Here is a 5,685-nt window from a genome sequence, read left to right as displayed (position 1 = left end):
GCTGATCAGATCAGCGGACGGCTTTCAGATCACTCGATGGTCCAGGTCTCCCCACCAGCGACCAGCGACATCAGGTCCCCGTCGCCCTGGCGGGTCTTGGCGTCGGCGATCTGGGCGTTCAACGCCTCGTCGTAGGTCGGCGCGTCGACGTCGCGGAAGATGCCGATCGGGGTGACGCCGTGCGAGTCACCGGTGAGCCGGGACAGCGCGAACGCCTGGCTCGGATCGGCCGCCCAGGCGTCGTGGACGAGGACGTCCGGGCCGCCCGCCGGGACGACCTCGAGGCTGCCGTCCGGCGCCCGTCGAATGGCCTTGTCGCCCTCGGTGCCGAAGACGAGGGGCTCGCCGTGGGCCAGCTTCAGCGTCACGTCGTCCCGGCTGGTCCGGTCCTTGAGCGGGTCGAAGGCGCCGTCGTTGAAGATGTTGCAGTTCTGGAAGATCTCCACGAAGGCGGTGCCGGGGTGCTCCGCGGCCGCGCGCAGCACCGAGGTCAGGTGCGCCCGGTCGGAGTCGATGGACCGTCCGACGAACGTGGCCTCCGCCCCCAGCGCCAGCGACACGGGGTTGTACGGCCGGTCCAGCGAGCCGAACGGGGTCGACTTGGTGATCTTGCCGATCTCGGACGTGGGGGAATACTGCCCCTTCGTCAGTCCGTAGATCCGGTTGTTGAACATGAGGATCTTCAGGTTGACGTTGCGGCGCAGCGCGTGCAGCAGGTGGTTCCCACCGATCGACAGGGCGTCGCCGTCCCCGGTGACGACCCAGACCGACAGGTCGGGACGGGAGGCGGCGAGCCCGGTGGCGATCGCCGGCGCCCGGCCGTGAATGGAGTGCATCCCGTACGTCTGCAGATAGTACGGGAACCGTGAGGAACAGCCGATTCCGGAGATGAAGACGATGTTCTCCCGGGCCACCCCGAGATCAGGCAGGAACCCCTGGACGGTGGCGAGAATGGCGTAGTCGCCACATCCCGGGCACCACCGCACTTCCTGGTCGGAGGTGAAGTCCTTGCGGCTCTGCTGGGCCGGCGCGGCCGGCACCAGGTCGAGTAGCCGGTTACTGATGCCGCTGCGATTCGTCGTGACGGTCACTGGTTGATCACGTCCTCCAAGACGCCCGCCAGCTCCGCGGCCTTGAAGGGCAGCCCGCGAACCTGGTTGTAGCCGATCGCGTCGACGAGGTACTCGGCCCGGATCAGGGTCCTCAGCTGCCCGAGGTTCATCTCGGGAATCAGCACCTTGTCGTACGACCGCAGGATGTCCCCGGTGTTGGCGGGGAAGGGGTTGAGATGACGCAGGTGCGCCTGAGCGACGTGCATGCTCTTGGCGCGGACCCGGCGGCAGCCGGCCGCGATCGGGCCGTAGGTGGAGCCCCAGCCGAGGACGAGCAGCCGGGCCTGCCCGGACGGGTCCTCCACCTCCAGCGGCGCGACATCGTTCGCGATACCGTCGATCTTCGCCGCGCGCAGCCGCACCATCCGGTCGTGGTTGGCCGGATCGTAGGAGATGGCACCCTGGCCGTCCGACTTCTCGATGCCGCCGATGCGGTGCTCCAGACCCGCCGTGCCGGGGACTGCCCACGGCCGGGCGAGGGTCTCCGGATCACGCAGGTAGGGCCAGAACTCCGGCCCCTTCGGCCCGGTGTGGTTCGGCTCGGTGGCGAAGGCGACACTCAGGTCCGGCAGCTCCGAGCGGGTCGGCAGCAGCCACGGCTCCGAGCCGTTCGCCAGGTAGCCGTCGGAGAGCAGGAACACCGGCGTGCGGTACTTGGTAGCCAGGCGGGCGGCCTCGATCGCGGCGTTGAAGCAGTCCGCCGGGGAGCGCGGCGCGACGATCGGAACCGGAGCCTCGCCGTTGCGGCCGAACATCGCCTGGAGTAGATCGGCCTGTTCGGTCTTGGTGGGCAGGCCGGTGGACGGACCGCCGCGCTGGATGTCGACGATCACGAGCGGCAGCTCGAGACTGACCGCGAGGCCGATGGTCTCGCTTTTGAGCGCGACACCCGGGCCGGAGGTCGTCGTCACGCCGAGTGATCCGCCGAAGGAGGCACCGAGCGCGGCGCCGATGCCGGCGATCTCATCCTCGGCCTGGAAGGTCCGCACGCCGAACCGCTTGTGCCGGCTCAGCTCGTGCAGGATGTCCGAGGCCGGGGTGATCGGGTAGGAGCCGAGGAACACCGGCAGGCCGGTCAGCTCGCCGGCGGCGATCAGACCGTAGGACAGTGCCGTGTTCCCGGTGATCCGTCGGTAGGTACCGGCCTTCATCCGGGCCGGCGCCACCTCGTAGGTGACCGAGAAGGACTCGGTGGTCTCGCCGTAGTTGAAGCCGGCACGGAAGGCCGCGACGTTCGCCGCGGCGATCTCGGGCCGTTTGGCGAACTTCTTCTCCAGGAAGCCGACAGTGCTCTCGGTCGGCCGGTGGTACAGCCAGCTCATGAGGCCCAGGGCGAACATGTTCTTCGCTCGTTCGGCCTCCTTCTTGTTGACCCCGGCGCCGACACCCTCGGCGGCGTGCACCGCGTTGATGGTCATCGAGGTGAGCGGCACCCGATGCACCGTGTAGGCATCCAGCGTGCCGTCGGTCAGCGGATCCGTCGTATAGCCGGCTTTCTTGAGGTTGCCGCCGGTGAATGCATCGGTGTTGACAATGAGATTGGCCCCCGGCGGCAGATCCTTCAGATTCGCCTTCAGGGCCGCCGGGTTCATTGCAACCAGTACGTCCGGTGCGTCACCCGGGGTGAGAATGTCGTGATCGGAAAAATGTAGCTGGAAGCCGGACACGCCGGCCGGCGTGCCGGCTGGGGCGCGGATTTCGGCAGGGAAGTCCGGAAGCGTCGACAGGTCGTTGCCGAATGCTGCCGTCTCGCTGGTGAACTGTTCTCCGGTGAGCTGCATACCGTCGCCGGAGTCGCCCGCGAAGCGCACGACGACCCGGTCGAGCCGGCGGGTCTCCCTCTCCCTGACCTGCTCTGACACCTTCAGTGACCTCCTCGGGTACCGTTCCAGCCTACCGGCCGTATCAATGATGCGCGCGCACCGTGCCGCCGAGTTCGATCGCTCCATCCTCGTCGACGATCGACGATCGACGATCGACCTCGGTCTCCGTAGCCGTCGCGCCGTATGGTGATTGTTTGCCAACTCTACGTATATAGTCTTTGTCGTTGCGATCGTCCGGCTGGCGTGTCTTGACCCTGATATCGCTGGTCAGAAGGGGTGTACCGCCCGATGGAGGTGATCGGCCGGATCCGGTTCAATGCGCTTCCGGTAATGCTTTCCACAATTTCGGGGGAGGCCCGGCCTGTCAGGGAATCGACAGGGTGATCTTTACGTCGGGCGCCCGGAGCGGTGAGCTCGCTCTTGCCGGCGACCTGGCCCGATCCGCGATGTTACCGATTGTAGCTATTTAGTGGCTTGTGGCGGTATGTCCGGTGAGCCCCGGCATCGGGGCATGCTGGCCGTGCGGGTGGCCGGGGTCGGCGGGTGGCCGGGGTCGGCGGGTGGCCCCCTCGGAAGCGGCCGGCTCCGGAACGGGGAGCATCGGTACATGACGCATCGCCCGCACGAGCAGTCGGATACCGCGAGCGGCCCGGATGACGGTCGACCCGACGCCGCACCTTCGTCCACGGCGGCGAGTGCCGGGCCGCGGGAGGCCGGGCCGCGGGAGAAGGTGGGAATCGTCGGGCCGGGCCGGGCCGGCACGGCGCTGGGCCTCGCCCTGGCAGCGGCCGGATATCCGGTGGTGGCCGTGGGAGTGCGCTCGCCGCGGCACCGATCGAGGGCCGTGAACCTGTTTCCGGACGCGTGGGTCGGCGGGGTGGCCGAGGCCGCCGGGCGGGCCGAGGTCCTCCTCGTCTCCGTGCCCGATGACGCGATCGGGCCGGTCGTCACGGACCTGGTCGCGGCGGGAGCCGTCGGACCCGGCCGGACACTCGTGCATCTCAGTGGGCGCCACGGCCTGGGCGTCCTGGCGGCAGGCGGTGACGTGGGCGCGGCCCGTATCGCGCTTCATCCGATCATGACCCTGCCGGGGATCATCGAGGACTCCGCTCTCCTCGCCGGTGTCCCGTTCGGGATCACCGCCGATCCCGTGGCCGAGGGGCTGGCCCGCCGCCTGGTCACAGACGTCGGCGGCATCGCTCTGCCCGTCGCGGATGACCGGCGGGATCTCTACCACGCCTCTCTCGTGCTCGGCGGGAACTTCCTGACCACCCTGGTGGCGGCTGCCGGCGAGGTGCTGGCCGCGGCGGGCGTGCCGGATCCGGCCGCGGCGCTCGGTCCGCTGCTGCGGGCATCGCTGGCGAACACCCTGACCGACGGCTGGTCGGCGTCGACCGGACCGGTGCGACGCGGTGATCTCGGCACCGTCGTGGCACATCTGACCGCGCTCGACCAGCTGGATCCACAGATCGCCGCCGTGTACCGACGATTGGCGATCTTCACCGCGGAGGAGCTCGAACGGGTCGGGCTGCTCGCCCCGGCCGTGGTCGCACGCCTGCGCGAAGCCGTCCCGGACGAGCCCGGCGACCGACCGGGCGAGGCCCGCCGCGGGCCGGCAGCCGTACGGGTCGGGGGCGGCGGCCACACGTCCGACGGGAACGTTCGGCCAGCGCCGTAGCGTTGAGACAGGTGTACCGGTTCGACAGGACGGACACTCGATCGCCATGCCACACCGCCACTTCAACGGTCTGAAGACCGCGCTGCTGCTGGGCGTGCTGTCCGCCGCCATCATCGTGGTGGGTTCGCTGTTCGGGCGCGGAGGTCTGGTCATCGCGCTCGTGCTCGCGATCGGTATGAACGGCTTCGCCTACTTCTTCTCTGACCGGATAGCCCTGCGGGCCATGCGGGCCTATCCCGTGACGCAGGTCGAGCAGCCCCGGCTCTACGCGATCGTCGGGGATCTCGCCCGCAATGCCCGGATGCCCATGCCGCGGCTGTACCTCAGCCCGACCCGGGCGCCCAACGCCTTCGCTACCGGCCGTAACCCGCGAAACGCGGCGGTCTGTTGCACCGAGGGCATCATGGAGATTATGGACGATCGTGAGCTACGCGGCGTTCTCGGTCACGAGCTCAGCCACGTCTACAACCGGGACATCCTGATCGCATCGGTGGCCGGTGCCCTCGCCAGTGTTATCGTCTATCTGGCGAACATGGCCCAGTTCCTGGCTATTTTCGGTGGGCGGAACGATGAGGACGGTCCCGGCATCTTCGAGCTTCTGCTGCTGATGATCCTGGGTCCCGTCGCGGCGACGATCATCCAGCTCGCGATCAGTCGGTCCCGGGAGTACCAGGCCGACGAGTCCGGCGCGACGCTCACCGGTGACCCGATCGGGCTGGCGAACGCGTTGCGCAAGCTGGACGCCGGCACCGCGGCGCGGCCCCTGCCGCAGACCTCCAAGCTCGGTCCCGCCGCCGCGCTCATGATTGCAAATCCGTTCCGGGGTGGGGGGGTCGGGAAGCTGTTCTCCACCCATCCGCCCATGAACGAGCGGATCGAGCGTCTCGAACAGATGTCACGCATGAATCCGTATCGGTGACCGGACCCGATGGCCACGATGTTGTCCGCGGCGCGTCGTCGCGGTAACACCCCGAAGTACTCGGAGTACGCTTTAACCGCGAACCGCCGGCCGAAACGGCGTTGGTTCACAACCAGGACCGCGGCGGAGCAAACCCCCCAGGTTCCGCCGCAA

Annotated in this window: 4 protein-coding genes; 2 read left to right on the top strand and 2 right to left on the bottom strand. The window is 68.6% G+C overall.

The features are described 5' to 3' along the window. Positions 1-29: 29 nt before the first annotated feature. The gene (locus AC08ON_RS00345; protein ID WP_476605922.1) at positions 30-1,091 is read right to left on the bottom strand and encodes a 2-oxoacid:ferredoxin oxidoreductase subunit beta; all 1,062 of its coding nucleotides are present in this window, start codon (positions 1,089-1,091) and stop codon (positions 30-32) included. Next, positions 1,088-2,974 (bottom strand): 2-oxoacid:acceptor oxidoreductase subunit alpha, encoded by a 1,887-nt coding sequence (locus tag AC08ON_RS00340; RefSeq protein WP_476616267.1) that lies wholly within the window; start codon positions 2,972-2,974, stop codon positions 1,088-1,090. Before AC08ON_RS00340 ends, AC08ON_RS00345 begins: the two co-directional genes overlap by 4 nt. A gap of 568 nt (positions 2,975-3,542) precedes the next feature. Here AC08ON_RS00340 and AC08ON_RS00335 point away from each other — a divergent pair. Next, a complete protein-coding gene (locus AC08ON_RS00335; RefSeq protein ID WP_476605924.1) occupies positions 3,543-4,613 on the top strand; it encodes a Rossmann-like and DUF2520 domain-containing protein in 1,071 nt (356 codons plus the stop codon). A gap of 46 nt (positions 4,614-4,659) precedes the next feature. Continuing rightward, positions 4,660-5,532 (top strand): zinc metalloprotease HtpX, encoded by an 873-nt coding sequence (gene htpX / locus AC08ON_RS00330; protein ID WP_476605925.1) that lies wholly within the window; start codon positions 4,660-4,662, stop codon positions 5,530-5,532. Positions 5,533-5,685: the final 153 nt, after the last annotated feature.

The organism is Frankia sp. CoWAU3 (genome assembly GCF_977971855.1).
The sequence above is the reverse complement of the archived record's forward strand: the minus strand, read 5'-3'. Positions and strand labels throughout refer to the sequence as shown.

Coding starts and splice junctions, on each gene's coding strand:
- AC08ON_RS00335 (WP_476605924.1), top strand. CDS start 3,543: ATGACGCATCGCCCGCACGAGCAGTCGGATACCGCGAGCGGCCCGGAT.
- htpX (WP_476605925.1), top strand. CDS start 4,660: ATGCCACACCGCCACTTCAACGGTCTGAAGACCGCGCTGCTGCTGGGC.